The following is a 25,058-nucleotide window of genomic DNA, read 5'->3' as shown; positions in this document are numbered from 1 at the left end:
TACATTGACTGCGCGATGCCTAAGGGCGGCGCAACCGCTGTAGGAGCGGGTTCACCCGCGAAGAGGCCGGCAATGCCATTACAACTCGTCGATCCCCAGAAACGCTCGCGCCGTTACATCCCCGGTAAACCGCGCCTGCATGCCCTGCTCGCTGCCGTACAAGCGAAACGCCAGGCAAAACGGTGCATCCCCCAGCTCAACCCAGCGCCGCGTCCCGGCCGGCACCAGCAGCTGGTCACCTTTCTCGCACAGCACCGAATACACCCAGTCACCCAGCCGCAGGCCTACTTGCGCCCGCCCGCTGACCACGGCGAACAGCTCGTCGACCTCATGCACATGTTCATCACGCACATCGACCTGTGCCGGGTCTTCACCGTCGCGGTTGAGCAACGCGAAGGCCTTGCTGCCATGCGCCGTCATCAACTCATCCAGGTACTCGCGGCAAACATCCAGCACCTCGTCCTGGGCGGTGCCCGGGCGCACCCGCAGGCCAGGTTCGGCATGCACAAAGCGCACGCCCTGCTCGGCCAACGTAGCGGCGATATCATCGTGGTGAGTCAGCACCTTGTTCGGCAGTGCCGGGCTGGCGGGGTGGAAAACGCTGAGAATGCTCATCAGGGGCGGGTCCTGGTCGGTTGCGAACAAAGGGCAATGATAACGGCTGCGGCCAAGGCTGCGGCACTGGCCATACCAAAGGTGAAGGTGGGGCCCAGCAGCTTCCAGCTGTAGCCTGAGTACAGCGCCCCCAGCGCACCGCCGGTACCCGACAGGGCTGCGTAAAGCGCCTGGCCCTGGCCCTGTTGGCGGGCGCCGAAGCTGGCCTGGACGAACGCGATGCTGGCGGCATGGAAGCAGCCGAAGGTGGCCGCATGCAGCAACTGGGCGAAGATCAGTACTGCTGGCTCCTGGGCCAGGTTGCCCAGCAGCAGCCAGCGCAATGCCGCCAGCAGGAAGCTGACCAACAGCACACGCTGCACGCTGAAGCGGGCGAACAGGCGGCTCATGACCATGAACATCAGCACCTCGGCCACCACCCCAAGCGCCCATAGCAGGCCGATGGCACCACGCGCGTAGCCCAAGTGCTCCAGGTGCAAGGTAAGGAAGGTGTAGTACGGCCCATGGCTGAGCTGCATCAGGGCCACGCATGCGTAGAACGCGATCACCCCCGGGGCACGCAACTGCTGCAGGAAGCCCCCCGTACTGCTGCGCCCGCCCTGCTCCACCGGCTGGGCATTGGGCACCCACAGGCTGGCGGCGACGATGCCGGCCATGATCGTGACCAGGGCCACCGGGTAGATGTCCAGGCTCAACCATTCGAACAAGCGGCCCAGGCCGACCACGGTGAGGATGAAACCGATCGACCCCCACAGACGTACCTGGCTGTAGCGCGACGTCTGCCCGTGCAGGTGGGCCAGGGTGATGACCTCGAACTGCGGCAGCACCGCATGCCAGAAGAACGCGTGCAGGGCCATCACCAGCGCCAGCCAGGCGTAGCTTTTGCCGAAGAAAATCAGGGCGAAAGTGGCCAGGGTGCACAGCGCGCCAAGGCGTACGATCAACAGGCGCTGGCCCGTGCGGTCGCCCAGCCAGCCCCACAGGTTGGGGGCGACACAACGCATCAGCATGGGGATGGCCACCAGCTCGCCGATGCGCGCCGGGGAGAAGCCCAGGTGGTCGAAGTACAGCGCCAGGAAGGGGGCGGTGGAGCCCAGCAGGGCGAAGTAGAACAGGTAGAAGCTGGACAGGCGCCAGTAGGGGACGGGTTGCATGGGATGGCCTTGTGGGGACCTGGGCCGGCCTCTTCGCGGGTGAACCCGCTCCTACGCGGACTTCACCCTGCCACTGCACCTGAGGGCAGTGATATCCCAATGTAGGCGCGGGTCTACCCGCGAAGAGGCCGGTGCAGGTGGATCAGCGCTGGCCCAGCACCGGGGTATTCACTTGCACATCGGCATTCTGCGCGCGGTGGCGCAGCAGGTGGTCCATCAACGCGATGGCCATCATCGCCTCGGCAATCGGCGTGGCGCGTATGCCCACGCAAGGGTCGTGGCGGCCTTTGGTTATGACGTCCACCGGGTTGCCATCGACATCGATCGAGCGGCCCGGGGTGGTGATGCTGGAAGTGGGCTTCAGTGCCAGGTGGGCAACGATCGGCTGGCCCGAGGAAATACCGCCCAGAATGCCGCCTGCATTGTTGCTGAGGAAGCCGTCCGGGGTCAGCTCGTCCCGGTGCTCGGTGCCGCGCTGGGCCACACTGGCGAAGCCGGCGCCGATTTCCACGCCCTTGACCGCGTTGATGCTCATCAGCGCGTGAGCCAGCTCTGCATCCAGGCGGTCGAAGATCGGTTCGCCCAGCCCGGGCATCACGCCTTCTGCGACCACGGTGATCTTGGCGCCCACCGAATCCTGGTCACGGCGCAGCTGGTCCATGTAGGCCTCCAGCTCAGGTACTTTGTCCGGATCGGGGCTGAAGAAGGCGTTTTGCTCCACCGACTCCCAGGTCTTGAACGGGATTTCGATCGGGCCCAGCTGGCTCATGTAGCCACGCACGGTGATGCCCTGGGTGGCCAGGAACTTCTTGGCGATAGCGCCGGCGGCCACACGCATGGCGGTTTCACGGGCCGAGCTGCGGCCGCCGCCGCGGTAGTCGCGGATACCGTACTTGTGGTGGTAGGTGTAGTCGGCGTGGGCCGGGCGGAACAGGTCCTTGATGGCCGAGTAGTCCTTGGACTTCTGGTCGGTGTTGCGGATCAGCAGGCCGATCGAGCAGCCGGTGGTGCGGCCTTCGAACACGCCGGAAAGGATTTCTACCTCGTCGGCTTCCTGGCGCTGGGTGGTGTGCCGGCTGGTGCCGGGCTTGCGCCGGTCAAGGTCGTGCTGCAGGTCGGCGAGGGAAATTTCCAGGCCCGGTGGGCATCCATCGACAATGGCGACCAACGCCGGGCCATGGCTCTCGCCAGCGGTGGTGACAGTGAACAGCTTGCCGTAGGTATTGCCGGACATGGACGCTCCGCGAGTTCTGCCTGAAATGGACGAAAGCAGCAGTATACAGATGGTTTGATCGCCTGTGCGGGCCTCTTCGCGGGCACGCCCGCTCCCACAGGATCACCACAGATCCAAATGCTGTGAAATACCTGTGGGAGCGAGCGTGCCCGCGAAAGGGCCGAACCTGCATCCCACAGGATCACCACAGATCCAAATGCTGTGAAATACCTGTGGGAGCGGGCGTGCCCGCGAAAGGGCCGAACCTGCAATTCGCCCCCCAGAACCTTCCCGCAAACAGTGGGTCAAACCCACATCTCCCCAAGTAGTACCGCATGATGTCGCGCCTCGTCGCCTTGTTCTTCCTGCTGTGCACCGGCCTGGCCCAGGCCGCCGCACCCACTGTGCTACAACGCCCGATCGACCTGGACACCGGCCAGGGCGTGCTGCACGGCAGCCTGCTGCTGCCGCAACAGGCCACCCCGCCGCCCGTGGTGCTGATCATCGCCGGCTCCGGCCCCACCGACCGCGACGGCAACAACCCGGCCTCCGGCAAGGTCGACAACCTCAAGCGCCTGGCCCTGCTGCTGGCCAACGAACACATTGCCAGCGTGCGTTACGACAAACGCGGGGTGGCCGCCAGCCAGCCGGCCACGCCTGACGAGCGTGACCTCAGCGTGGAGCGCTATGTGGCCGATGTGGTCGCCTGGAGCCACAAGCTCAAAGCCGACCCGCGCTTCGGCCCGCTGATCCTGATTGGCCACAGCGAAGGCGCGCTGATTGCCAGTTTGGCCGCCGAGCAGGCTGGCGCCAGCGCGGTCATCACCCTGGCCGGCAGCGGCCGGCCGCTGGCCGAGGTACTGCGCGAACAACTGGCCCAGCGCCTGCCGCCGGCGCAACTGGCCGGTGGCAGTGCCCTGCTCGACCGCCTGCAGGCCGGGCAGACCAGCCTGGATGTGCCAGCGCCGCTGCGCCAGGTGTTTCGCCCCAGCGTGCAGCCTTACCTGATCTCGCTGTTCCAGCAAAACCCGGCAGCCGCCTTTGCCCGCCTGCCCATGCCCGCGCTGATCGTGCAGGGGCGCAATGACGTGCAGGTGGACGTGACCGACGCCCAACGGCTGAAAGCGGCCAAGCCAGATGCGCAACTGGTCCTGATCGATGGCATGAATCACATGCTGCGCATCAGCCCCAAGGGCATGAGCCAGCAACGCGACAGCTACCTCAACCCCGAACTGCCGCTGGCGCACGAACTGGGTGAGCGAATTGTGACGTTCATCCAGCATTTGCCTGCGGCGTAAGTCAAACAGGCTCAGGTCTCGGGCATGCCTGCCGATACAGCAGGCATAGCTGAGGACAACCCCTGATGACCACCTCCCCCACCGCCGTCGAGCCGGCCGAAGAACCCCAGGAAGCCCCCGCCCTGCCCTGGGGCGAGCTGACCGCCGAACATTTCCAGCTGCTACGCCTGGCAGCACTACCGACCGACCGCAGCACCGGCGCGCGGCCGCTGCGCTTTGTGCAGTTCGGCTATGCCGAGCGCCATGACAAGGCGCACAGCCTGCTGCGCATGGAAATCCAGTTGCCGGGCCAGAAGGTGCACAAAGAGCAGAACCGCCTGGACATCCGCGTCGACCATGCCGAGCGTCTGGTGCGTATTGGCAATGAAAATGGCCTGCAAGTGGAGCCCGTGAACCGCGGCATCGGCCGTTTCATGCTGGCCCAGGCCGCCCAGTGGTTGCAGCGCAAGTGGTCGCACTACCGGGTGGAAGGTATGGCGCTGCCTAGCAAGGACGCCCTGAACGAGGACTCACGCCTGCGCCGTGACCACTGCTTGCGCGGGGTGGGTATCGAGGTGCAGTACGAGGACAGCCAGCACCTGAAGGGCCGTACCGCAGATATGACGGTGGGCCAGCTGAAGGCCGTCTGGAGCAGCGAGCGCCTGCAACGGGTGGAGATTCTGGATGCCGCCAACCTGCTGCAGCAGGCGGACCAGCAACTGCTGGAAAAGGAAGGGCAACTGCGCGAGCGGGATGAGCGCGTGGCCAAATACCAGCGCGAGGACGGCGGATTGCGTTTCACCATTACTTGCCTGGTGGCGTTTGCCGTGTTCCAGGCAGGGCTGTTGATCTGGATTGCAACCCGCTAAGAGCGCACCAGCCGGTAAAGATTGGGCCGCTTGTGTCTTGCTCAATTTCTAAAAGTTGGCGCGATCCGTGTAGGAGCGGGCTTGCCCGCGAACACGGGCGAAGCCCGTGCCATCCACCGCGGTGTATTCTTCGCGGGTAAACCCGCTCCCACACGCTTGTGTCGCGATGGGCTGCACAGCAGCCCCAAATAGCCTAAACGCGGGCCTTGAACAGTTCCTGATGCTGGCGGCACTGCTCCGCAGTGAGCATGAACACCCCGTGCCCGCCACGCTCGAATTCCAGCCAGGCAAAGTCCACCTCGGGGTACAACGCCTCGACATGCACCTGGCTGTTGCCCACTTCGACAATCAGCAAACCCTTCTCGGTCAGGTGGTCAGCCGCTTCGGCCAGCATCCGCCGTACCAGGTCCAGGCCGTCGCTGCCGCAGGCCAGGCCCAGTTCGGGCTCATGGTGGTACTCGGCCGGCATGTCGTCGAAGTCTTCGGCATCGACATACGGCGGGTTGGACAGGATCAGGTCGAAACGCTGCCCCGGCAAACCGCCAAAGCCATCGCCCTGCACGGTGTACACGCGACCGTCCAGGCCATGGCGTTCGATGTTCTGGTTGGCCACTTCAAGGGCCTGGAACGACAGATCGGCCAACACCACCTCGGCCTCGGGGAACACGTCGGCAGCAACGATGCCGATGCAACCCGACCCCGTGCACAGGTCCAGAATGCGCGCCGGGTCGCTGGCCAGCCACGGCTCGAAACGTTTTTCGATCAGCTCGCCAATGGGCGAACGCGGCACCAGCACCCGCTCGTCGACGATGAACGACATGCCGCAGAACCACGCCTCGCCCAGCAGGTAGGCGGCTGGTACACGCTCTTCGATACGGCGCTTGAGCAGGTGCTGAAGGCGTACCCGCTCGTCGTCCTCGAGCATGCAGTCCAGGTAGCTGTCGGCCACCTCCCATGGCAGGTGCACGGCACCGAGCACCAGCATGCGGGCTTCGTCCCAGGCGTTATCGGCACCGTGACCGAAGAACAGATCATGCTCGTGGAAGCGGCTGACCGCCCAGCGGATGTAGTCGCGCAGCGTGCGCAGACGGGATGTGATCACGGGGTACTCCTATTTTCAGACCGGACAAAAGTCTAACAGCCCCACCCGCACATTTGTTCCTTTGCCTTGCCCAAAGGCTAGCCACAAGCCAGTAACCATGCCGCTTGCGTTGTCAACCATTCCCATTGGCGTCAAGGCAGGGGAGAATAGGTATACAAAAGCCCTATCCAAGGAGCCCTTGATGTCCGTTCCAACCACGATGTTTCGCCTCACTGGCCGCGACTATCCGCCGGCCAAGCTGAGCCACGCCAGCCTGATCATCATCGATGCACAAAAGGAGTACCTCAACGGTCCCCTGAAGCTGTCGGGCATGGACGAGGCCGTGGCCAACATCGCCAGGTTGCTCGACGCCGCCCGTAAAAGCGGCCGCCCGATCATCCATGTTCGCCACCTGGGCACTGTCGGGGGCCGCTTCGACCCCCAGGGGCCGGCTGGTGAGTTCATTCCGGGGCTGGAGCCGCTGGAAGGTGAAATCGTCATCGAAAAGCGCATGCCCAACGCGTTCAAGAACACCAAGCTGCACGAAACATTGCAGGAGCTGGGCCACCTGGACCTCATCGTCTGTGGTTTCATGAGCCATTCCAGCGTCAGCACCACCGTTCGCCGCGCCAAGGACTATGGTTATCGGTGCACCCTGGTAGAAGACGCGTCGGCCACCCGCGACCTGGCATTCAAGGACGGCGTCATTCCGGCCGCGCAGATTCACCAGTGCGAAATGGCCGTGATGGCTGACAACTTCGCTTGCGTGGCCCCCACCGCCAGCCTGATCTGAGCGGCTTGCAGGACCGCCCGGCAGCCGGGCGGAACCCGATGGGCAGCAGCAGGTCGAATTCCGGATATCCACCGAGGAGAGCGGAATGAAGCTTAAAGGCAGTTTCGACGCCAAGCGCCTGCGCCCGCGCGAACCGCGTAACTGGGGCGCCCGCCTGGCGGCCGGCCTGTCGGCCCTGCTGGCGACGCTGGGCGTGTTGCTGGCCATGGCCGGCGTCGCCGGCCTGCTGGGCAACTACCCTGCCCTGCAGGAACTCAACACCAACAAGCCACTGTCCAGCATCCTCACCGTGGCTGGCTTGTTGCTGCTGTGGCTGGGCGTGCGTTTCTGGCGGCGCAGCCGTATCCGCTTGCGCCGCGGGCGGGAGCTGAACCTGTCGCCGCACCTGATGAAGAAGCACGATTGATGGTTTTGCGTAACCTGTGCGGGCCTCTTCGCGGGTAAACCCGCTCCTGCAGGGATGTCACAGAGCCTGAAGACGTCGGGGTACCTGTAGGAGCGGGTTCACCCGCGAAGAGGCCCGCACAGGCTGCACACGGCCCCACAGTCGCGTAAACTACGCCGCCTACGTGGAGGCATCATGCAAGACGACGATTTTTCCCTGTTCAAGGCCGAAGTGCGCGGCGTAAAACCGATCCGTCACGATCGTGCCGAAGTCGGCAAGCCCAAGGCCGATCGCCAAAAGCTGGCCGGCCTGCGCCAGGCGGCAACCGTGCGCAGTGACAAGGCTTTGGTCATCGACGGCATGTCCGACCAGTTCGTCATCGACGTAGGCGCCGAAGACGAGCTGATGTGGCGCCGCGATGGCGTACAGGAAGGCCAGCTGCGCAAGCTGAAGCTGGGGCAGATCCCGTTCGAGGGCAGCCTCGACCTGCACGGCATGACGGTGGAAAAGGCCCGCGAAACCTTGTGGGACTTCATCGCCGAAGCCACCAGACTGGAGGTCCGCTGCGTGCGGGTGACCCACGGCAAGGCTGCGCGCCTGGACGGCAAGCGCCCGATGATCAAGAGCCACGTCAACACCTGGCTGCGCCAGCACCCGCAAGTGCTCGGTTTTGCCTCGTGCAGTGCCCGCCACGGCGGCACTGGCGCGGTGTATGTGATGCTGAAGCGAACCATGCTCGAAGGCCGCGACGAGTAACGCCGCGCTTGCAGCGCCGCCCTCACCGCCGTACCCTTCGTTTTTGCGATTTTTTCCCACAGGTAGATCCATGTCCCTGGAACAGAACTACACCGAGATCCTCAGCCAGATTGGCGAGGACGTCTCCCGTGAGGGCCTGCTCGACACGCCCAAGCGGGCTGCAAAGGCGATGAAGTACCTTTGCCGCGGTTATGAGCAAACACTGGAAGAAGTCACCAACAACGCTTTGTTCAGCTCTGACAACAGCGAAATGGTGCTGGTCCGGGACATCGAACTGTATTCGATGTGCGAACACCACATGCTGCCGTTCATTGGCAAGGCACACGTTGCCTACCTGCCAAAGGGCAAGGTACTGGGCCTGTCGAAGGTGGCACGTATCGTCGACATGTACGCCCGCCGCCTGCAAATCCAGGAAAACCTCAGCCGCCAGATCGCCGAAGCCGTGCAGCAGGTAACCGGTGCTGCGGGCGTGGCCGTGGTGGTCGAAGCCAAGCACATGTGCATGATGATGCGCGGTGTCGAGAAGCAGAATTCGACCATGATCACCTCGGTGATGCTGGGTGAGTTCCGCGATAACGCCGCCACCCGCAGCGAGTTCCTCAGCCTGATCAAGTGATTGGTTGCTGGCCCCAAGCCGACCCTTCAGGGTCGGCTTTTGCATTTCAGGAGTTGTCCATGATCGTCAAAGCCCTGCGGGTTGGCCTCGGCCAGCTCATCGTGTTCGGTGACTGGATCAGCCGTCCGGCCAAACGCAAGCGCGACGCCGCCGCCCAGGCCCGCATCGAGCAAGCGGCCAAGGGGCTGGCGCTGTACCAGTTCCACGCCTGCCCGTTCTGCGTCAAAACCCGCCGCACCCTGCACCGGTTGAACGTGCCGGTGGCGCTGCGCGACGCCAAGAACGACCCGGTGCACCGCCAGGCCCTGCAAGAAGGTGGCGGCCGGGTGAAAGTGCCATGCCTGCGCATTGAAGAAGCCGGCAAGGTGACCTGGATGTACGAGTCCAAGGCGATCATCGCTTACCTGGATGAGCGGTTTGCTGCCATCTGACTGACGCTGCAGATAGATCCCCCTGTGGGAGCGGGCGAGCCCGCGAAGCAGGCACCGCGGTGGTTGGCACGGGCTGCGCCCGTGTTCGCGGGCACGCCCGCTCCCACAAGGATTGCGCAAGCGCCTGGAAAACAGGTCGGTTTTCAACCCACCATCGGCACATGCCGCGGGTGGCTGCTGACCCGCTCAAGCCAAGCCCTTACCGCCGGAATAAGCGGTTTGCCGCCATCTGACTGACGCTGCAGATCCCTCTGTGGGAGCGGGCGAGCCCGCGAAGCAGGCACCGCGGTGGTTGGCACGGGCTGCGCCCGTGTTCGCGGGCACGCCCGCTCCCACAAGGATTGCGCAAGCGCCTGGAAAACAGGTCGGTTTTCAACCCACCATCGGCACATGCCGCGGGTGGCTGATGACCCGCTCAAGCCAAGCCCTTACCGCCGGAATAAGCGGTTTGCCGCCATCTGACTGACGCTGCAGATCCCTCTGTGGGAGCGGGCGAGCCCGCGAAGCAGGCACCGCGGTGGTTGGCACGGGCTGCGCCCGTGTTCGCGGGCACGCCCGCTCCCACAAGGATTGCGCAAGCGCCTGGAAAACAGGTCGGCTTTCAACCCACCATCGGCACATGCCGAGGGTGGCTGCTGACCCGCTCCAGCCAGGCCCTTACCGCCGGAATAAGCGGTTTGCCGCCATCTGACTGACGCTGCAGATCCCTCTGTGGGAGCGGGCGAGCCCGCGAAGCAGGCACCGCGGTGGTTGGCACGGGCTGCGCCCGTGTTCGCGGGCACGCCCGCTCCCACAAGGATTGCGCAAGCGCCTGGAAAACAGGTCGGTTTTCAGCCCACCATCGGCACATGCCGCGGGTGGCTGATGACCCGCTCAAGCCAAGCCCTTACCGCCGGAATAAGCGGTTTGCTGCCATCTGACTGACGCTGCAGATAGATCCCCCTGTGGGAGCGGGCGAGCCCGCGAAGCAGGCACCGCGGTGGTTGGCACGGGCTGCGCCCGTGTTCGCGGGCACGCCCGCTCCCACGAGCCTGGAAAACAGGTCGGTTTTCAACCCACCATCGGCACATGCCGCGGGTGGCTGCTGACCCGCTCAAGCCAGGCCCTTACCGCCGGAATAAGCGGTTTGCTGCCATCTGACTGACGCTGCAGATCCCTCTGTGGGAGCGGGCGAGCCCGCGAAGCAGGCACCGCGGTGGTTGGCACGGGCTACGCCCGTGTTCGCGGGCACGCCCGCTCCCACAAGCCTGGAAAACAGGTCGGTTTTCAGCCCACCATCGGCACATGCCGAGGGTGGCTGCTGACCCGCTCCAGCCAGGCCCTTACCGCCGGGTACTCTGCCAGGTCGAACCCGCCCTGCTGCGCCACATGGGTGTAGGCATACAACGCCACATCGGCAATCGAGTACTGCTCACCCACCAGGTAAGGCGTCATCTGCAACTGTCGCTCCATCACCCTCAACGCCTTGTAGCCGCCCTTGTGCAACTTGCGGTACTCGTCCAGGCGCTCGTCCGGCAGGCCCAGGTAGAACTGGATGAACCGCGCCACAGCAATATACGGCTCGTGGCTGTACTGCTCGAAGAACTGCCACTGCAACACCTGGGTACGCAGGCGCGGCTCGCTGGGCAGGAACTCACTGCCATCGGCCAGGAAGTTGAGAATGGCGTTGGACTCCCACAGGTAACTACCGTCTTCCAGTTCCAGCACCGGTACCTTGCCGTTGGGGTTCATCGCCAGAAACTCGGGCGTTTCGGTCTCACCCTTGAGAATGTCCACCGGGTGCCATTCATACGGCCGGCCCAGCAGGCTCAACATCAGCTTGACCTTGTAACAGTTACCCGACTGATAGTCGCCATAGACCTTGTACATCGACTCTCCCTGCAAAGCAGTTTCGCAATTGCGCCCAATATGTGGCGACTGTACGGCTAAAAGCAATGGCCGCTGTATGGCAAGGATCAACCTTGCTCGCTGTAGTCTGAAAAAACTGCTTACACCTTTACAAGGATTTTGTTCATGACCGATGCCACTTCCGCACGTCTGCGGCCCCTGGCAGACACCTCCCCGTCGGCGGTGGTCGCCGGCTTCATTGCCATGCTCACCGGCTATACCAGTTCGCTGGTGCTGATGTTCCAGGCCGGCCAGGCAGCCGGGCTGACCACCGCGCAGATTTCGTCATGGATCTGGGCGCTGTCGATCGGCATGGCGGTGTGCAGCATCGGCCTGTCGCTACGCTACCGCACACCGATCACCATCGCCTGGTCCACCCCCGGCGCGGCGCTGCTGATCACCAGCCTGGGTGGGGTCAGCTATGGCGAGGCCATTGGTGCCTACATTACCTGTGCCTTGCTGGTGCTGGCGTGCGGCCTGACCGGCAGCTTCGAGCGCCTGGTCAAGCGCATTCCGGCCTCGCTGGCCTCGGCACTGCTGGCGGGCATCCTGTTCAAGATCGGCAGCGAAATCTTCGTGGCCGCGCAGCACCGCACATTGCTGGTACTGGGCATGTTCTTCAGCTACCTGCTGGTCAAACGCCTGTCGCCGCGCTATTGCGTGCTGGCCGCACTGTTGGTGGGCACGGCATTGTCCGGCGCGTTGGGCCTGCTGGACTTCAGCGGCTTCCACCTGGAAGTGGCCAAGCCGGTGTGGACCACGCCAAGCTTCTCGCTGGCGGCAACCATCAGCATCGGCATTCCGCTGTTCGTGGTGGCCATGACTTCGCAGAACATGCCCGGCGTGGCCGTACTGCGTGCCGACGGCTACCAGGTACCGGCCTCGCCGCTGATTTCGGCCACCGGCTTCGCCTCGCTGGTGCTGGCGCCGTTCGGCTCGCATGGGGTCAACCTGGCGGCGATCAGCGCGGCGATCTGCACCGGGCCGCATGCCCATGAAGACCCGAACAAACGCTACACCGCGGCGGTGTGGTGCGGGATTTTCTACGGCATTGCCGGGGTGTTCGGCGCCACCTTGGCGGCACTGTTCGCGGCATTGCCGAAAGAGTTGGTGCTGTCGATCGCGGCACTGGCGCTGTTTGGCTCGATCATGAACGGTTTGACCGTGGCCATGAGCGAGGCGCGCGAGCGGGAGGCAGCGGTGATCACCTTCATGGTGACCGCTTCGGGGCTGACCTTGTTCTCGATTGGCTCAGCGTTCTGGGGGATTGTGGCGGGGGTATTGGCCTTGGTGATGCTTAACCCGCGCAGGGGGTGAGGGTTGTTGTTGCCTGTGGCGGCCTATTCGCGGGTAAACCCGCTCCTACAACGGGCTTTGTAGGAGCGGGTTTACCCGCGAATAGGCCGCCACAGACAACGAGATTACAACCTGAAATGCCCCACCATGCCCTTCAGGTCGGTGCCCAGTTGCGCCAGCTCGACACTGGACCGGGCATTGTCCTGCATCGCCAATGCCGCCTGGTCCGCACTGCCGCGAATCTGCGTGACACTGCGGCTGATCTCTTCCGCCACCGAACTCTGCTGCTCGGCGGCTGCGGCAATCTGCTGGTTCATCTGCTGAATCAATGACACCGCTGCGGCAATGCTGCCCAACGCGCTTTCGGTCTGCAGGGCATCGGCCACGGCCAACCGTACCAACTCGGTACTACCACGGATCTGCGCCACCGACTGCTGGGCATTGCCGCGCAGGCTGGCCACCAAGGTTTCGATCTGCTCGGTGGATTGCCGGGTACGCCGCGCCAGCGCGCGCACTTCATCGGCCACCACGGCAAAACCACGCCCCTGCTCGCCGGCGCGGGCAGCCTCGATGGCGGCATTGAGCGCCAGCAGGTTGGTTTGCTCGGCCACGCTCTTGATCACTTCCAGCACGTCGCCAATGGTGTGGATTTCGGCACTGAGGCTGTCGATGCCGGCGCTGGCAGCTTCTGCCGCCGACGCCAGTTGCTCGATGCGCTGCATGCTCTGGCGCACCACCTGCTGACCGGAGTCGACCTTCTCGTCCGCCGCCTGGGCCGCCTGCGCCGCCTCCTCGGCATTGCGCGCCACATCGTGCACGGTGGCAGTCATCTGCTGCATGGCGGTCGCCACCTGCTCGGTTTCCTCTTTCTGGCTGCCCACCTCGCGGTTGGTCTGCTCGGTCACCGTCGACAACGCCTGGGCGCTGCCGGCCAATTGTTCGATGCCCTGCTGCAAGCCGCTGACAATGCCCGAAAGCCCCGCCGCCATCTGCTGCATGGCCTGCATCAGTTGCCCCACCTCATCCCGGCGCGGTGCCTGGGCGTCGAAGCCCAGTTCACCCGCCGCAATGCGCTGGGCGCGGGCAATCACATGCTTCAACGGGCCGACCACAGCCCGGGTAATCAGCCAGGCCGCCAACACGCCTACAAGCAACGCCAGCGCCGTGGCCAGGCCGATGGCCAGGGCATTACGCTGCAGCTCGCCTTGCAGGGCCTGCTCTTGCCCAAGATAGGCTTGGTCGACACGCCCGGTCACCCGCTCGGCGCTGGCTTGCAACTGCGCCTTGAGCCCCTGCTCGCGGGCCAGCTGGTCGGTGTATTCGTTGAGTTTTTCCGAGAAACTGCCAATGTGCCCAGCCACTTCACCCAGCACGCTCTGGTAACCGGCATCGCCAACCGCACCCTGCAACTGGCTGACCAGGCCGGCGGCCTCCACCGTCTGGGCAATACGCTCCTGGCTCACACCCTCCTCGCCCTTGCGGCTTTTATCCAGACGCACCCGTGCTTCGTCCATGGCCTGCAGCATCAGCCGCGACACCTGGGCCACCTGCGCGGCTTGCTCAAGAAACTCGCTACCCTGCTGGCCTTGGGACTGCTTGAGGGTATATGCGCCGTCATCGGCCAGGCCGGCCTGCAGCACATCAAGGTTATTGGAGACGTTGGACACCGACCAGCTGGCCATGTCCAGCGCCAGCTCCTTGGCCTGCACAGCCTCGACAAAGGCTTCGAATGCCTGGCCATAGGCGGCAAGATCGGTTTGCGCCGCGGCCAGCGCCGGCAGGCCTTGGGCGCGTTCGACCAAACCCTGCAGGCCGCCACGCAAGGCGTCGGCCTGCTGAATGTCGGAGCGCAGGGCAAATGCCTGCTCATGCTCGCGCAAACGCAGCAAGTCGGTATTGAACTGGGCCAGCTGACGCAAACTGTCGAAGCGCTGGCCAACGCTTTGCAACGCCACAACGCCGATAGCTGCCACTGCCAGCGTCAGCAGCAGCACCAGGGCAAAGCCCAGGCCAAGTTTGCGGGCCATGCCCAGGTTGGCCAGCACACCGTGCTTGCTCGCGCCCATCACCGATCCCCTTTCAGCCAGTGAGGTTATCCCGAAGGCTAAGGGTGGCAACGTTATCTGCCAATGAACAAGGGGGTGGCGCCAGAATAGTGTCAAATAGCTATGTCTTGTCGTTTTTGGCTGCAAAGGGGTCGCTTTCAGTGCCCGCTGTAAGCGATATCACTAGGCCATCAATGATAGCCCGCCCCTCAACCTGCGACGGTGCTTTCCCATATTAAATCGACGCAAGTAAGCCATTAATTTATTCCAATCCACACTTTATAAAACACTATTGACGCCATTAAATTTGCGCCAAACAGAGGGTACTGAAATTTTTTTAAATACCCCTGCACACATTAAAAACGTCGCTATCGTGATCGGTAACTGGCCCGTTCTCCGGACCTGCAGTGCACCCTGGAGTTTGTAATGAAAACAGCCATGTTTACTGCTGTGGTCACCCCGTTGCTGCTGTTTACTGTGCCAACCGTTGGATATGCCGATACTTCCACCGCACCGATATTCACCCTCGGCCTACAAGGGAGCTACACCCAACTGGAATTGAACGGCCCCAAGGATGACACCGAAGATATGCCCGAAGGTGGTTTATTCATCAATTACGGCAACAAGATGACGGCCAGGCAAGGCCTTGTCTACCAGGCCGAAGCCAGCGGCATGTACTCGAAACAGCATGACCAGAAGCTCAAGGACGGCCAGGCCGACCTGGACCTGGGCTGGCGGCTGGCGCTGGCCGAACGGCATTCAGTCGACCTGCTGCTGGGCGCCGGCTACAAATGGAACCGGTTGGAACCCAATACCAGCCGTCATGATGTCGACCTTACCAACCGCACGCCATTCGCCAAGCTCGCAGCGGGGTACAATTACCGCTTCAATAATGCCACCCTGCGTTTCGAAGCGGGCATACGCCAGGTCATCAATGGCGACTCGCAATTGAAAATACATGGCATCAGCAGTGAAGAGGTTGATTTGAAAGATACCACCAACCCCTTTGCCGAACTTAGCGTGCTCTTCAACCAACACGGTACTGTGCCGGTATACGCTTCGCTTTACTTCAGCCGCTACAACTATGAACTGGACGGGCAGTTCCAGATGACCGCCTCGGACGAACAAACCCGTGACGAGTATGGCTTGAAGATAGGCGTCAGCTTTTAGCCGGGGGCCAGCTGCCTGCGCGGCTTGCTCAGGAAAGGCCTGGGCACGCCCATCCTGTCCATGCGCGACATTGTGGGCTTTGGCCTGGTGATCGCACTTGCAAAGGGCGGGCTTGCCCGCGAAGCAGCCCGCACGGCAACCACTCAGATCGCCGTGGCCCCGCCATCTACCGTCAGGCAATGCCCGGTGGTAAACGCCGCGCCATCACTGCACAGGTACAGCACGGCACTGGCGATTTCCTCGACCTTGCCAATGCGCCCCACCGGGTGCATGGCTGCGGCGAACTCCGCCTTGCGCGGGTCGGCCTGGTAGGCGCGGCGGAACATGTCGGTGTCGATCACGGCCGGGCACACGGCGTTCACGCGGACGCCCTTCTTGGCGTACTCGATGGCCGCCGACTTGGTCAGGCCGATGACCGCATGCTTGCTGGCGCTGTAGATGCTCATCTTCGGCGCCGCCCCAAGCCCCGCCACCGACGCGGCATTGACGATGGCCCCACCGCCTTGGGCCAGCAACAAGGGCAACTGATACTTCATGCACAACCACACGCCCTTCACGTTCACACCCATGATGGCATCGAACTCCGCTTCGCTGCCTTCGGCCAGGCGGTGTTGCTCGATCTCGATCCCGGCGTTGTTGAAGGCGTAGTCCAGCCGGCCGTACGCGGCAATCAGGCGCTCATGCAACTGGCGCACGTCGGCGTCGCGGGTAACGTCGCAGGCAATGAACAGCGCTTCGCCGCCCGCCGCGTGGATCAGCGCCACGGTGGCCTCGCCGCCGACCGGGTCGAGGTCGGCCACCACCACCTTCATGCCCTCGTGGGCGAACGCCAGGGCGGTTGCCCGGCCGATCCCAGCAGCCGCGCCGGTCACCAGGGCTACCTGGCCAGAAAAGGTCATGCTCATCGCGTGCTCCTGTGAGGGTTTGGGTAGGGGTCAGAGCATAGTCAGCCACCACTCGGCCGGGCAGCATCATCACAGCAACGGTTGGGCTACCATGCTTGTCAGTGATTTTAAGCAACCGCCTTCATCAACAAGGTAGATTGAACGCCTTACGCCCTCCACAGCCCACAAGGACCCGCCATGACCCAGACCAACCGCCGCTTCCTGCTTGCCAAACGCCCGGTCGGCGCCGTGCGCCGTGACGACTTCAGCTTCGAGACCGTACCCGCCGAACAACCCGGCGAAGGCCAGATACTGGTGCGCAACCTGTACCTGTCGCTGGACCCGGCCATGCGTGGCTGGATGAACGAAGGCAAGTCCTACATCCCGCCCGTGGCCCTGGGCCAGGTAATGCGTGCGCTGGGCGTCGGTGAGGTGGTTGCCTCCAATCACCCCGGCTACCAGCCCGGCGATTACGTAAGCGGCGCCCTCGGCGTGCAGGACTACTTCACCGGCGAGCCCCAGGGCCTGCACAAGATCGACCCCAAGCTGGCCCCCCTGCCCCGTTACCTGTCAGCGTTGGGCATGACCGGCATGACCGCCTACTTTGCCCTGCTGGACGTCGGCCAACCCAAAGCTGGCGACACCGTGGTCATCTCCGGCGCGGCCGGTGCGGTGGGCAGCATTGTCGGGCAGATTGCCAAGATCAAAGGCTGCCGCGTGGTCGGCATTGCCGGCGGTGCCGAGAAGTGCCAGTACCTGAAGGACGAACTGGGCTTTGACGGCGTGATCGACTACAAGGCCGAAGACGTGCTGGCCGGCCTGAAGCGCGAATGCCCCAAAGGTGTGGACGTGTACTTCGACAACGTGGGCGGCGACATCCTCGATGCCGTGCTGACGCGCATCAACTTCAAGGCACGCATCGTGATTTGCGGCGCGATCAGCCAGTACAACAACAAAGAAGCGGTGAAAGGCCCGGCCAACTACCTGTCGCTGCTGGTGAACCGCGCGCGCATGGAAGGTTTTGTGGTGATGGATTACAGCAAAGATTACGGCAAGGCCGCGCAGGAGATTGCCGGCTGGCTGGCCAGCGGGCAGGTGAAGAGCAAAGAGGATGTGGTGGAAGGGCTGGAAACCTTCCCGGAGACCTTGTTGAAGCTGTTCAGCGGGGAGAATTTTGGCAAGTTGGTGTTGAAGGTTTAACCCCCCTGCATGGCACCGATGGCCCGGCACAGCCCGTCGTAGGAGCGGGTTTACCCGCGAATAGGCCGGACCTGCCGGCCAATATCCCCCAGTCATGCACCGTCGCCGCAGCCACCGCATTCGCGGGCAAGCCCGCTCCTACATCCCATCGTAGGAGCGGGTTCACCCGCGAAAGGGCCGGGCCTGCCGGCCAGTTTCCACCGGCCGTTCACCGTTGCCGCCGCTACCGTATTCGCGGGTAAACCCGTTCCTACACGGATCGGAGGTGCAGCCACATCAATGGTTCGACACAGGCATCGGTGGCCCGAAAGGGCCCGGCCTGCCGGCCAATTTCCACCAGCCGTCCACCGTTGCCCCCGTCCCCGTATTCGCGGTAACACACATCGATGGCTCGGCACAGCCCGTCGTAGGAGCGGGTTCACCCGCGAAAGGGCCCGGCCTGCCGGCCAATTTCCACCAGCCGCCCACCGTTGCCGCCGCCACCGTATTCGCGATAACACACATCGATGGCTCGGCACAGCCCGTCGTAGGAGCGGGTTCACCCGCGAAAGGGCCGGGCCTGCCGGCCAGTTTCCACCGGCCGTTCACCGTTGCCGCCGCTACCGTATTCGCGGGTAAACCCGCTCCTACACGGATCGGGGGTGCAGCCACATCAATGGTTCGACACAGGCATCGGTGGCCCGAAAGGGCCGGGCCTGCCGGCCAATTTCCACCAGCCGTCCACCGTTGCCGCCGCCACCGTATTCGCGGTGACACACATGGATGGCTCGGCACAGCCCGTCGTAGGAGCGGGTTCACCCGCGAAAGGGCCGGGCCTGCCGGCCAATTTCCACCAGCCGTTCACCGTTGCCGCCGCTACCGTATTCGCGGGTAAACCCGCTCCTACACGGATCGGGGGTGCAGCCACATCAATGGTTCGACACAGGCATCGGTGGCCCGAAAGGGCTAGGCCTGCCGGCCAATTTCCACCAGCCGCCCACCGTTGCCGCCGCCACCGTATTCGCGGTGACACACATCGATGGCTCGGCACAGCCCGTCGTAGGAGCGGGTTCACCCGCGAAAGGGCCGGGCCTGCCGGCCAATTTCCACCAACCGTTCACCGTTGCCGCTGCTACCGTATTCGCGGGTAAACCCGCTCCTACACACGCATCGGGGGTGCAGGCACATCAGGGGTTCGACACAGGCATCGATGGTGGGCCCACATCGGTGGTTCGGCGCAGGCCCCTGCTGGACAACCGCAGGTTAATTACCCGCGGATCTCCGCCACCACCGCTGCCAACGCTTGCGCAGGGTCTGCGGCCTGGCTGATCGGCCGGCCGATCACCAGGTAATCCGAACCGGCATCCAGTGCCTGACGCGGGGTGAGGATACGGCGCTGGTCATCCTGCGCGCTGCCCGCTGGGCGAATGCCCGGGGTCACCAATTGCAGCGACGGGTGCGCCGCCTTCAGTGCCGGGGCCTCGAGCGCCGAGCACACCAAACCGTCCATCCCCGCTTTTTCCGCCAGCGCCGCCAAACGCAGCACCTGCTCTTGGGGGTCGACATCCAGGCCAATGCCGGCCAGGTCTTCACGCTCCATGCTGGTCAGCACGGTCACGCCAATCAGCAACGGCTGCGGGCCGCTGCGCTTGGCCAGTTCTTCACGGCAGGCCGCCATCATGCGCAGGCCACCGGAGCAATGCACGTTGACCATCCACACGCCCATCTCGGCGGCGGCCTTTACCGCCATGGCGGTGGTGTTGGGAATGTCGTGGAACTTGAGGTCCAGGAACACTTCAAAGCCCTTGTCACACAGGGTTTCGACAATGCCCGAAGCGCTGCTGGTGAACAGCTCCTTGCCAACCTTCACCCGGCACAGCGCAGGGTCAAGCTGGTCAGCCAGCTTCAGGGCGGCCTCACGGGTAGGGAAATCCAGGGCGACGATCAGGGGCGTCTGGCAGGCGGACATGGGCAGGGTCTCTTGGCAAGTCGAAATCGGCGCGCATTGTAAACGAAGTGACGCAGGCTTGGGGGCCCGCAGGTCACGGAATTGGCCCAGCACGGCCTGGCACCTATAATTGAACCAACGGAACGGGCAATTGCTCAAAATTCATGTAACCGTTGCCCACGGCCCGATCTAAGGAGAACGACAATGCCCTGGTATGCCTGGCTGATACTCATCATAGCCCTCGGCTCGATTGTCGGCGGGTTGATGCTGCTGCGCGACACGGCCAAGAAACTGCCGCTGACCGAAGAGCAACTGCGCAAGGTACATGAGCGCAATGCCGAAGCGGATGCCAAGGACGCAGAAGACCGTTAAAACACCCAGCCCTTCAGGCGCTGCGCCTGTGGAAGCCCCCATTCCCGGCACATAAAGGCCGGGCCAGGGCATCACCCCGGCCCCTGCCCGCTTACTCCACCATCACCTTGTCCCGGTTGCGCTCCAGCAACGCGTTGCCTATCCCCTTTATCTCCAGCAGCTCATCCACCGAAGCAAACGGCCCATTGGCCTCGCGGTAGGCCACGATAGCCTCCGCCTTGGCCTTGCCAATGCCATTCAGCTCCTTTTGCAGGGTGAGTGCATCCGCCGTATTCAAGTCCAGCCTCGGCGCCTGCTGTGCCTGAGCCTGGGCCACCACCGGCACCGGTTCGGCCACTGCCATGGTGCTGGCCGGGGCGGCGCTCAGGGAGAACGACATACTGGCGAACAGCGGCAGCAGCAGGTACGACAGAACGTTATTGCGCATGGTCAACACTCCTTGGGTTGGTCATTTTCCAGCAACCGCTTTCCTTCGGCTGCGCAACCAACCCTAGCGGGTAACCCGGCCGCACAATACCCAACCCCCCCGGCGAATGGTTACCGAATCGGTCAGCAAAACGCTCAACCTCGCCCACCCAGCAACCGTGGCCGTTTACGCCCCGCTCGCCCCGGCCCTGAATGCACTAGGCCCTGGTCCTGTGCCTGTAGCCAAATCCCCGTTTGTCCGATAGCCGCTGCCCACCCATGCCAGGCCATTGTCCTACAACGCCCGCCGAACAAGGCTCGCCCGGTAAACCGCCCTCCCCCAGTCGGTAAGCATCCCCCCGGCAAACTGGCACGCCATTGCCCGCCTGCTAGATTTCTTGAGCAATGGACACCGGCCTGCTTCAAGGACCCGAGCAAGAGGATCACTGCCGTGCCCCTCAAGACCCTGACTGTTTTCGGTACCCGCCCAGAAGCCATCAAGATGGCCCCGCTAGCCCTGCAACTGGCCCAGGACAGCCGCTTCGAAGCCCGCGTGTGCGTCACCGGCCAGCACCGGCAAATGCTCGACCAGGTGCTGGAGCTGTTCGGCATCAGCCCCGATTACGACTTGAACATCATGAAAGCCGGCCAGGACCTGACCGGTGTGACCACTGCCATCTTGCAAGGCATCCGACCGGTGCTGGCCGCGTTCAAGCCCGACGTGGTGCTGGTGCATGGCGACACCGCCACCACCTTTGCCACCAGCCTGGCGGCTTACTACCAGCAAATCCCCATTGCCCATGTAGAGGCCGGCCTGCGCACCAACAACCTGTATTCACCCTGGCCCGAAGAAGGCAACCGGCGCCTGACCGGGGCCCTTGCCGCGCTGCACTTTGCGCCCACCCCCACCTCGCGCGACAACCTGTTGCGCGAAGGCACCGACCCGGCGCACATCTTCACCACCGGCAACACCGTGATCGACGCCTTGCTGGAGGTGGAGCAAAAGCTGCAAAGCCCCGCGCTGAAGGCCCGTTTCGCCAGCCACTTCAGCTACCTGGCAGCCGAACGCCGGCTGTTGCTGGTCACCGGCCACCGGCGCGAAAACTTTGGTGGCGGCTTCGAGCGCATCTGCCAGGCCCTGGTGCAGACTGCGCGGCAATTCCCCGAGTTGGACGTGGTATACCCGGTGCACCTCAACCCCAACGTGCGCGAGCCGGTCAACCGGCTGTTGGGGGATGTGAGCAACATCCACCTTGTCGAGCCCCTGGATTACCTGCCGTTCGTGTACCTGATGACCCGCGCGTACGTGATTCTGACCGACTCGGGTGGCATTCAGGAGGAAGCACCGGCCTTGGGCAAACCAGTGCTGGTGATGCGCGACACAACCGAGCGGCCAGAAGCCGTAGCGGCAGGTACGGTGAAGCTGGTGGGCACCGAAGTGGCATCGATTGTGCGGGCGTTGAGTACCTTGCTGACCGATGAGGCGGCGTATCGCGAAATGAGCTTCGCCCATAACCCTTATGGCGATGGCAAAGCCTGCGCGCGCATACGCGAAGCCCTGGCCACCTGGAACAGCCCCCACCGCTCAATGTAGGAGCGGGTTCACCCGCGAATACGATAGCCGCAGCCCCGCTGCCCCCCCAGTAAAAACTGGCCAGCAGCCCCACCCCGACCTGAACCCATCCCCGCCCGGCGTAGGAGCGGGTTCACCCGCGAATACGGTAGCCGCAGCCCCGCTGAACACCCAGTAAAAACTGGCCAGCAGCCCCACCCCGACCTGAACCCATCCCCGCCCGGCGTAGGAGCGGGTTCACCCGCGAATACGATAGCCGCAGCCCCGCTGCCCCCCAGTAAAAACTGGCCAGCAGCCCCACCCCGCCCTGAACCCATCCCCGCTCGGCGTAGGAGCGGGTTCACCCGCGAATACGGTAGCCGCAGCACCGCTGAACACCCAGTAAAAACTGGCCAGCAGCCCCCCTTCCGCGTGTAAACCCACCCCAACAACGGTCAACAATCACGGCGAAGAGATTTGCCTTGGGATGCACATTCCGCACGTCAGACTTTCCTGAAACCCTGCCCCACCCCTTCAGCTCGGACAACCAAGCGAACTATCCTACGCGCCAGTCAGAAGCAGCTGAATTGTCGGGGAAATGCCTCAGGGATAACGTCACCGGGTCGCCATGTTGGTGACCGGGTGTGAGAACCCGTTGCGCACTGCTGCTCTACTGTTCAATGGCAGCCATTCGCGGGCAAGCTTCGGCTTGGCCGGTTTCAGTGCATCGGTTTCTCACCCCGCGCAATGGCTGCCACCTTTGTCCGTGAGAAAGATCGAGGTGGTGGGTTCTGTCAACGCACTGGAGTCTCACCATGAAAAACCACAACCAATCCCCCCTCCTCACCGCAGGCATCGAAACCTTCCTCGAAGCCGGCAACCCCACCCTGAACCTGCTCCGCGTCCAACCCGGCGTCCCCATCGATGACGCCTATGAACACGTCTCGGTCCTGCTGGGCTACTGCAAGCACTTGGTACGCGAAGGCGATATGGAAGACGACCACAAGATGCTGGGCGCAGCGGATTACCTGCTGGCCACCGCAAAAGCCCTGATGAACGACATCGAGATTGCGAAGAACAGGCATCCCTGAAGGGGATGACGCGAGACCAGGCGAGGCTATGCCTCGCTTGCAGTCAGATGGAATGGGCAATATCAGGCAAGACCTGCCGAGGGCAGGCCACTGAGCTGAACAAGCCCACACTGTGGGAGCGGGCGTGCCCGCGAACACCGGCACAGCCGGTGCCATCCCCAACAATCCCGCAAAGAATCAGAGCCCCCTTCCAGCCCCGCCCCTCAAATCAACGTGCGCGGATAAACACTGATAAACGCCGAAATGGCAATCGCATCCCCATCATCCACCTTCACCCGCGGGCTCTGCCCCGAGCGTTTGATATCCGAAGCAAAATCAGCGGCCTTGAACGCCTGCTCAAGCTCGTCACTGCCGACCCCGCCATAAACGACCACCTGGGTACCGGTATTGTGCTTCTGCAGGGGCAACTGCTTGATCTGAACCTGCACACCCGCCTTGGTCAGCGCAACGGCAATTTCCTTGGCAAAGCGCACAGCCTCCTTGTCGTCTTTGTGAATATTCAGCAGCACCACCGGTGCCAGCGTCTTAGCCTTCAGCTCGCCCGCCAATGCCATGAACGCATCATGTGCCTGCGGCGTCAGCGTTCTGGGCTTCAGCCTGGCTTCCAACTTCAACCGCTCGGCCCTCTCGCGCTCCAGTTCGGCCCTGAGCGCGTCGTTCTGCTCAATGAGTTGCTCGATCTCCAGCCTGGCCTGCACGTCCGACTCCTGGACGACAGTAACCGCCTGCGCACCCCGCGAAACGGGCACGTCGGCTTGCTGGTTTTTTACATCCGAGGTCATATGGGCAATGATCATCGCACTGGCGGCGATCAGCGCAGCGATTACCGCAGTGGCAGAGGCTATGGCATGGATAAGGCTGGCTGCGTCTGCTGAAATATCAGGCATAAACAACTTCTTGAAGTTAGGGATGTTCATCGTTTCACGGTCAGGCAGGCGCATCGGGCGGATGCTCTGGTACGGATACAAGTCAAGCCAAGAAGGCTAGCGAGGTCTGGCAGAGTGCCATAATTTTGCGGATTTTGCTGGAAAACACAAAGACTCCGCGACCAATGTTGCATCCCACACTGCGCCCGCTACGCTCCCTCCAGTGAATAACCCAGCGGCCGCGCAAGGACAATATCGGTTGATGCCCACTCGCATTCGCGCTGCGCCCCTTCGGTAGCGGACCTGCCTGGCAGCCCTATCACCCATCACGCAGTTTAATCAGTGGATCACCCTTAATAGCCTCAGAGACTTAAGGCTGGTATGCGGTGAAAACTATTGCGTGGGGTTACAGACTTGATCTGAGAAAGCGATACATCCTCTTACGCGCCAAAAGAGAATCGTACAACGCCGCTCAGGGTGAACAAATAAAATTTTGTACTCAGCAGCGCTCCTTTTGATCTCATACCTGCATGAGTGGCCTCACTTAAATATTCACGCCCTGCTTAACCTCATAACAAGGAATCATGAACTAGACAAATAGCCCCTCAGCCTTCCCTATACTGCTTCAGCATGCCCTCAGCCAGCCGCAGCCCCTGCGCGTAGCAGCACAACGCCAGCTATCCCGTAAGGCTAGCAACCTGATGCGATCTGCTGTATCTATGACGCCTTTTCGACCCAGGGAGAAGGCTGTGGAGTGGTACGAGTCGCTTTTTTTGCAAATGTGTAGTCATGTTTTAACCCAATCCAAGATGGCAAATCGCCGTGGACTCACTGGGGCTTTGACTATGGACACCACATCGACTCGCGATCTGGTAGAGAGTTACGAGCGTAACGTGGCAGTCGCGTTCAGCGCAGCAGAAATGAAAGACCATCTTTCACAAGGTGCAAACTGCGTTGTCCTGATCATTGTGAAGGAGCACCAATTCCAGAATTACTTGAGCGATATCAACCGTCAGCAAGAGGTCGTATTGAGTGCCACATTGCGTACGGATGTCCGATCCACCGAGTATGCCAATTACCATGTCGACATCGCGATTATCCGACCCACCTCGTCAGGCCCCATGGACATCGCTCACTAAAACGTGACGTTCGTTATAGCCCCTAACGCCGGGC

24 protein-coding genes and 5 pseudogenes are annotated in these 25,058 nt (G+C 62.9%); 14 read left to right on the top strand and 15 right to left on the bottom strand.

Features of this window, described 5'->3' with window-relative positions:
• Nucleotides 1-78 precede the first annotated feature (78 nt).
• The 3 genes from J3A98_RS04375 to aroC form a co-directional block, all read right to left on the bottom strand.
• On the bottom strand, nt 79-615 hold the full coding sequence (locus tag J3A98_RS04375) for an oxidase (protein WP_209964293.1): 537 nt from the start codon (nt 613-615) through the stop codon (nt 79-81).
• A complete protein-coding gene (locus J3A98_RS04370) occupies nt 615-1,769 on the bottom strand; it encodes an MFS transporter (RefSeq protein WP_209964288.1) in 1,155 nt (384 codons plus the stop codon). The genes J3A98_RS04375 and J3A98_RS04370 overlap by 1 nt, the downstream gene beginning before the upstream one ends.
• Nucleotides 1,770-1,911: 142 nt before the next feature.
• Complete coding sequence (gene aroC, locus J3A98_RS04365; RefSeq protein ID WP_129933735.1) at nt 1,912-3,003, bottom strand: chorismate synthase; 1,092 nt, start codon at nt 3,001-3,003, stop codon at nt 1,912-1,914.
• Nucleotides 3,004-3,317: 314 nt separating this feature from the next.
• On the opposite strand from aroC, the gene J3A98_RS04360 reads away from it, so the two are divergent.
• Both J3A98_RS04360 and J3A98_RS04355 read left to right on the top strand, forming a co-directional pair.
• Nucleotides 3,318-4,280, top strand: a complete 963-nt coding sequence (locus J3A98_RS04360) for an alpha/beta fold hydrolase (RefSeq protein WP_176685827.1) — start codon at nt 3,318-3,320, stop codon at nt 4,278-4,280.
• A gap of 65 nt (nt 4,281-4,345) precedes the next feature.
• Nucleotides 4,346-5,128, top strand: a complete 783-nt coding sequence (locus tag J3A98_RS04355) for a hypothetical protein (protein WP_209964285.1) — start codon at nt 4,346-4,348, stop codon at nt 5,126-5,128.
• A 193-nt stretch (nt 5,129-5,321) separates the two neighbouring features.
• Here the strand turns inward: J3A98_RS04355 and prmB are convergent, their stop codons facing one another.
• A complete protein-coding gene (prmB, locus tag J3A98_RS04350) occupies nt 5,322-6,230 on the bottom strand; it encodes a 50S ribosomal protein L3 N(5)-glutamine methyltransferase (protein ID WP_021783085.1) in 909 nt (302 codons plus the stop codon).
• 181 nt (nt 6,231-6,411) lie between these two features.
• On the opposite strand from prmB, the gene J3A98_RS04345 reads away from it, so the two are divergent.
• From J3A98_RS04345 to J3A98_RS04325, 5 genes are all read left to right on the top strand, one after another.
• On the top strand, nt 6,412-7,002 hold the full coding sequence (locus J3A98_RS04345) for a cysteine hydrolase family protein (RefSeq protein ID WP_176685829.1): 591 nt from the start codon (nt 6,412-6,414) through the stop codon (nt 7,000-7,002).
• 85 nt (nt 7,003-7,087) lie between these two features.
• On the top strand, nt 7,088-7,408 hold the full coding sequence (locus tag J3A98_RS04340) for a hypothetical protein (RefSeq protein WP_176685830.1): 321 nt from the start codon (nt 7,088-7,090) through the stop codon (nt 7,406-7,408).
• 174 nt (nt 7,409-7,582) lie between these two features.
• Nucleotides 7,583-8,143 carry a Smr/MutS family protein gene (locus J3A98_RS04335; protein ID WP_176685831.1) on the top strand — a complete coding sequence of 187 codons (561 nt, stop codon included), beginning with the start codon at nt 7,583-7,585 and terminating at the stop codon, nt 8,141-8,143.
• A gap of 70 nt (nt 8,144-8,213) precedes the next feature.
• Entirely contained in the window at nt 8,214-8,759 is a 546-nt protein-coding gene (gene folE / locus J3A98_RS04330; RefSeq protein ID WP_003252789.1) for a GTP cyclohydrolase I FolE, read from the top strand.
• A 59-nt stretch (nt 8,760-8,818) separates the two neighbouring features.
• Entirely contained in the window at nt 8,819-9,190 is a 372-nt protein-coding gene (locus tag J3A98_RS04325) for a glutaredoxin (protein WP_010952857.1), read from the top strand.
• A gap of 143 nt (nt 9,191-9,333) precedes the next feature.
• Here J3A98_RS04325 and J3A98_RS04320 read toward each other — a convergent pair.
• From J3A98_RS04320 to J3A98_RS04295, 6 genes and pseudogenes are all read right to left on the bottom strand, one after another.
• Nucleotides 9,334-9,399, bottom strand: a pseudogene (locus J3A98_RS04320) (glutathione S-transferase family protein); the annotation flags it as partial.
• Between the two features lie 163 nt (nt 9,400-9,562).
• Nucleotides 9,563-9,628, bottom strand: a pseudogene (locus J3A98_RS04315) (glutathione S-transferase family protein); the annotation flags it as partial.
• A gap of 163 nt (nt 9,629-9,791) precedes the next feature.
• Nucleotides 9,792-9,857: pseudogene (locus J3A98_RS04310) on the bottom strand (glutathione S-transferase family protein); the annotation flags it as partial.
• A 163-nt stretch (nt 9,858-10,020) separates the two neighbouring features.
• Nucleotides 10,021-10,086 (bottom strand): annotated as a pseudogene (locus J3A98_RS04305) (glutathione S-transferase family protein); the annotation flags it as partial.
• 154 nt (nt 10,087-10,240) lie between these two features.
• Nucleotides 10,241-10,306: pseudogene (locus tag J3A98_RS04300) on the bottom strand (glutathione S-transferase family protein); the annotation flags it as partial.
• Between the two features lie 150 nt (nt 10,307-10,456).
• Nucleotides 10,457-11,059: a glutathione S-transferase family protein gene (locus J3A98_RS04295; RefSeq protein ID WP_176685806.1), complete on the bottom strand. Its 603-nt coding sequence runs from the start codon at nt 11,057-11,059 to the stop codon at nt 10,457-10,459.
• 144 nt (nt 11,060-11,203) lie between these two features.
• Between J3A98_RS04295 and J3A98_RS04290 the strand changes: the two genes are divergently transcribed.
• Complete coding sequence (locus J3A98_RS04290; RefSeq protein WP_209964282.1) at nt 11,204-12,394, top strand: benzoate/H(+) symporter BenE family transporter; 1,191 nt, start codon at nt 11,204-11,206, stop codon at nt 12,392-12,394.
• A 104-nt stretch (nt 12,395-12,498) separates the two neighbouring features.
• Here the strand turns inward: J3A98_RS04290 and J3A98_RS04285 are convergent, their stop codons facing one another.
• On the bottom strand, nt 12,499-14,439 hold the full coding sequence (locus J3A98_RS04285; protein ID WP_176685808.1) for a methyl-accepting chemotaxis protein: 1,941 nt from the start codon (nt 14,437-14,439) through the stop codon (nt 12,499-12,501).
• 405 nt (nt 14,440-14,844) lie between these two features.
• Here J3A98_RS04285 and J3A98_RS04280 point away from each other — a divergent pair, with 405 nt between their 5' ends.
• A complete protein-coding gene (locus J3A98_RS04280; RefSeq protein ID WP_176685809.1) occupies nt 14,845-15,588 on the top strand; it encodes an outer membrane beta-barrel protein in 744 nt (247 codons plus the stop codon).
• 143 nt (nt 15,589-15,731) lie between these two features.
• Here the strand turns inward: J3A98_RS04280 and J3A98_RS04275 are convergent, their stop codons facing one another.
• Nucleotides 15,732-16,493, bottom strand: a complete 762-nt coding sequence (locus J3A98_RS04275) for an SDR family oxidoreductase (protein WP_209964279.1) — start codon at nt 16,491-16,493, stop codon at nt 15,732-15,734.
• Between the two features lie 177 nt (nt 16,494-16,670).
• Between J3A98_RS04275 and J3A98_RS04270 the strand changes: the two genes are divergently transcribed.
• Nucleotides 16,671-17,672, top strand: coding sequence for an NADP-dependent oxidoreductase (locus J3A98_RS04270; RefSeq protein WP_209964276.1), 1,002 nt, complete (start codon nt 16,671-16,673; stop codon nt 17,670-17,672).
• Nucleotides 17,673-18,918: 1,246 nt separating this feature from the next.
• On the opposite strand, the gene pyrF is transcribed toward J3A98_RS04270, so the two are convergent.
• Nucleotides 18,919-19,620: an orotidine-5'-phosphate decarboxylase gene (gene pyrF, locus J3A98_RS04265; protein WP_010952851.1), complete on the bottom strand. Its 702-nt coding sequence runs from the start codon at nt 19,618-19,620 to the stop codon at nt 18,919-18,921.
• Between the two features lie 183 nt (nt 19,621-19,803).
• Here pyrF and J3A98_RS04260 point away from each other — a divergent pair, with 183 nt between their 5' ends.
• Entirely contained in the window at nt 19,804-19,971 is a 168-nt protein-coding gene (locus J3A98_RS04260) for a DUF2897 family protein (RefSeq protein ID WP_209964273.1), read from the top strand.
• A 91-nt stretch (nt 19,972-20,062) separates the two neighbouring features.
• Here the strand turns inward: J3A98_RS04260 and J3A98_RS04255 are convergent, their stop codons facing one another.
• Nucleotides 20,063-20,398, bottom strand: coding sequence for a helix-hairpin-helix domain-containing protein (locus tag J3A98_RS04255; RefSeq protein WP_209964270.1), 336 nt, complete (start codon nt 20,396-20,398; stop codon nt 20,063-20,065).
• 429 nt (nt 20,399-20,827) lie between these two features.
• On the opposite strand from J3A98_RS04255, the gene wecB reads away from it, so the two are divergent.
• Entirely contained in the window at nt 20,828-21,970 is a 1,143-nt protein-coding gene (gene wecB, locus J3A98_RS04250; RefSeq protein ID WP_209964266.1) for a UDP-N-acetylglucosamine 2-epimerase (non-hydrolyzing), read from the top strand.
• A 773-nt stretch (nt 21,971-22,743) separates the two neighbouring features.
• A complete protein-coding gene (locus J3A98_RS04245; protein WP_176685649.1) occupies nt 22,744-23,019 on the top strand; it encodes a DUF3077 domain-containing protein in 276 nt (91 codons plus the stop codon).
• Nucleotides 23,020-23,222: 203 nt separating this feature from the next.
• Here J3A98_RS04245 and J3A98_RS04240 read toward each other — a convergent pair whose 3' ends face one another.
• Nucleotides 23,223-23,960 carry a hypothetical protein gene (locus J3A98_RS04240; protein ID WP_209964262.1) on the bottom strand — a complete coding sequence of 246 codons (738 nt, stop codon included), beginning with the start codon at nt 23,958-23,960 and terminating at the stop codon, nt 23,223-23,225.
• A gap of 770 nt (nt 23,961-24,730) precedes the next feature.
• Between J3A98_RS04240 and J3A98_RS04235 the strand changes: the two genes are divergently transcribed.
• A complete protein-coding gene (locus tag J3A98_RS04235) occupies nt 24,731-25,024 on the top strand; it encodes a hypothetical protein (protein ID WP_245354943.1) in 294 nt (97 codons plus the stop codon).
• Nucleotides 25,025-25,058: the final 34 nt, after the last annotated feature.

The organism is Pseudomonas sp. BP6 (genome assembly GCF_017875935.1).
Classification (GTDB): Bacteria; Pseudomonadota; Gammaproteobacteria; order Pseudomonadales; family Pseudomonadaceae; genus Aquipseudomonas; species Aquipseudomonas putida_Y.
The sequence above is the reverse complement of the archived record's forward strand: the minus strand, read 5'-3'. Positions and strand labels throughout refer to the sequence as shown.